Origin of the sequence: Aquitalea sp. LB_tupeE (assembly GCF_013391415.1) — a bacterium.
GTDB lineage: Bacteria > Pseudomonadota > Gammaproteobacteria > Burkholderiales > Chromobacteriaceae > Aquitalea.
In genome coordinates this window covers 1-3,167 of the sequence record NZ_JACAXB010000051.1, presented here as the reverse complement: position 1 = coordinate 3,167, position 3,167 = coordinate 1, and the positions used below count along the sequence as shown (strand labels likewise).

At 55.2% G+C, this 3,167-nt stretch carries 2 protein-coding genes and 1 tRNA gene; all 3 read right to left on the bottom strand.

Features of this window, described 5'->3' with window-relative positions; genetic code table 11:
• Positions 1-13: 13 nt before the first annotated feature.
• Complete coding sequence (locus HWX34_RS20930) at positions 14-1,672, bottom strand: recombinase family protein (RefSeq protein ID WP_178974125.1); 1,659 nt, start codon at positions 1,670-1,672, stop codon at positions 14-16.
• A 243-nt stretch (positions 1,673-1,915) separates the two neighbouring features.
• Positions 1,916-2,929, bottom strand: coding sequence for a site-specific integrase (locus tag HWX34_RS20925; RefSeq protein ID WP_178974123.1), 1,014 nt, complete (start codon positions 2,927-2,929; stop codon positions 1,916-1,918).
• A gap of 160 nt (positions 2,930-3,089) precedes the next feature.
• Positions 3,090-3,165 (bottom strand) — tRNA-Asn (locus HWX34_RS20920).
• Positions 3,166-3,167 lie beyond the last annotated feature (2 nt).

Here is a 3,167-nt window from a genome sequence, read left to right as displayed (position 1 = left end):
CTTGCCAGGCCTCTTACCTCTCAACCACCGACCAGCGCTGGTCTGGCTCGAGCTTGCCCCTGTGCATGTACTTCAACCGGCATTGCATTGAGTGGCCTCCCTTGTCAGTTACTTTCCTGCGGCTGGGCTGCGTGAGCGTGGCACCAGCGGCAAACTCGATATAAAAATCCAGGCTGTAACGTGTTGGTCTGCCATCAAAGCGAATGACCGGAAACAGTCGTGCTAACAAGGCGCGGGTGTGGTCTGGCGCAAAGTCAGCTTGTAGCAGTGTATCGAGCAAAGCTTTGGGGTCGACTTCTGATTGCAATTGCATGGCTTTCATGTCGAGATCCTGCTGTGCTGCTTCCAACTCGGCAAGTTGTATACGTGTTTCCTTTACCTTCGCACGGGTCTCTTCATAGCGTTGCAGCAAGAGCAAGTCATCCTCGGAAATGGCAACCAGCATATGCGACAGGCGTTCTTGAGTACGTGTGAACTGGTCAAGGCGCATTTTGCAATCTTCAAGCTGTTGTCGTTGCTGGCCTGTCAGTCTCAACTGCAAGGCGTTCCTGAATGCGTCCATAAAGGCAGGGGTGAGGAAATGGCTTAAAGCATGCAGGATCAGTTTTTCCGCGCCCTTGACTGCAAACGTCGATGTCTGGCGCACCCCACCAACATCCGCACCTTGCGCCACCGTGCAGTTGGCGCAGTACAGTGAGCGGCAGCGTGACTGCGCTGACAGTACCAGCGTGCCACCACAGCACCCACAGCGAATCAGATCTGCCAGCGGATGCTTGTCTTTGGCATGGTTGGTCTGACTTGGGGTTTTCTGGTTGCATTGATGCCATGTATCGTCACTGACAAGACGTAATTCAGGCCGCACGAACAATTGCATCTCGACTTCGATACCGCGTTTTGCTGCGCGATAAGCGTAGGTTTTCGAACCGTGCCAGGTAAATATGCCGCGGTAGATGGTATTGCTCAGCAAGTTCCGCACCCGAGCAGGTCGCCAGTAGCCACCACCCGCAGTCAGCGCATTACGGCTGCAAGGAATTTTCTCGGTATTCAGCCATGCAGCAATCTGCTGCATGGACTGGCCCGATGCACGGCGTGCATATACCTCACGCACAATCGCGGCCTCCTTGGCGTTGATTATCCAGTGACTGCCGATTCGGTTGTTTTGCGCATCAAATTCACGCTGCAGGTCGTAGCCATAGGCGGGCGTTGCCACCATGTAACCTCGAATCAATTGCCCCAGCATGCCCCGACCCATGCGATGTCGCATGAAGCGGCCTTCGTTCTGGGCAAGCATGCATTCCATGGCAAAGTACATTTCCCACCCGGCTGCATGTGAATCCAACCCGGAGCAACAGAGCATGCGGACCTTACGGCTTTCCAGCAGTTTGGCGATTTGTGCCAGTTCTACACCGTCACGTGACAAACGCGAGGCTTCATCAATGATGAAGACATCGAACTCACCATGTCGCCACGCTTTAAGAAATGCCTGATATCCCGTGCGCTTGTGAGCCGTATTGGATACGCCGGGGGTGGCGGCATCAGTAAAGATGAGGTCTTGCCGGACATCAAGTCCATGCCGCTGAGCAAGTTCGTGGCAGAGGCGGAGTTGGTCTTCCAGAGAGGTTTCATTTTGCTTTTCACACGAATACCGTGCGTAGATTGCGGCCGTTGTCATGGGCAATTTCCTTTCTGACCTGATGGTGCTACTTCAACCCGAGAGGAGGGTTGTGGGTTGAGTTGCTGACATGCCAGTTCAGCCAGCAGGTCTGCCAGTTCCCGTACTGCAGGTGGCAGGGCCTGTGCGTTGCCATGGTTTGCTTTTGATGGGTGTGCGGAGCCGCACTTTCCTGTTGAGCGCATGAGATGTCCTCGCCAAGACAGCGCCGCGCAAATGGCAGCGGCGCTGGGCATATACCTATTAATAAGGAGTGAGTGGCGATGTCCGGCCAATGGCGGCATGCAGCTCGGAAAGCAGGGGGTTGTAGTAGCGCATGGCCATCTGCAAACTCTTCCAGCCATAAAGCTTGGCCAGCGTTTGTGGGGTGACATGCGGTGCACGCTGCGATGCGGACTCGTGGCGCAGGTCATGGAAGTGCAGTCCTTCGATACCGGCAGCATTGCAGGCACGTTTGAATACCCGGTCCAGACCCGATGTATCGTAAAAATTAGGGAAAACGCGCCGGCCGTTGCGAGGCAGGTTAGCCAGAACTTGCTCGGCCTTTTCGGATAAGGGGACGAGGCGAGATGTGCCGTTCTTTGTCATGTCCAGATACAGAACAGCGGAAGCCAAATCGACCTGGCACCATTCCAGGCTTAACAGTTCCCCCGCACGCATTCCTGTCTCCAGCGCCAGTTCGATACAGGCGGTGAGTGCCGGTCCGGCACTACCATCTTGTTGCTTGATGGCTGCAAGCAGGCGCGCCAGCTCCCCCGGTTGCGGTCGGCGTTCACGGCCAGGGTCGGCTTTCGGACGGTTGACTTTTTTCAGCTCATGCTCAAGGGGGAGCGACCATTCGCGAATGGCGATGGTGTACAGGTGAGAGAGCAATGCCAGTTCGAGACGCACGGTATTGGCGCGATGGTTCTCCAGCCGTTCATTGCGATAGCTGGCAAAATCACTGGCACGCAAAGTCGACAGCGGTCGCAGTGCCAGCGGATGCCTGAGCAACTGCTTGATGCGGTTGCCTTCTTGGACAGCACCACGTTTTGTAGGTGTGACTTCTTTCAGGTAGCGCTGCAACAGGTTGCCCAGCGTGAGCGTTTCCAGCTCGCGACGGTCACGGAACTGATTGACGTCTATCTTTGACTCAATCGAGCGAGACCATGCTTCTGCTTCGTTACGCGTTTCAAAAGTTTTGGTTTGGGTGGGGTAGCCCTTGCGGCGGACAATAGCCTGGAACTGAAATGGACCCCGACGGGTGATACTTGCCATACTGATTCTCCAAATGGATGGATTGGCGTATAGCGAAGTTGCAGGAAATAAAACGCAGGCATATTGCATCGGGCTGCAACACAGTGCAGCAAAAATGCAGCAAAAAGACGGGCTAAAACAAAAAGCCCACCGTGTAGGTGGGCTAAGTGCTTGAATCTAGTGGCTCCCCGAGCAGGGCTCGAACCTGCGACCTGCGGATTAACAGTCCGTCGCTCTACCGACTGAGCTATCAGGGAAT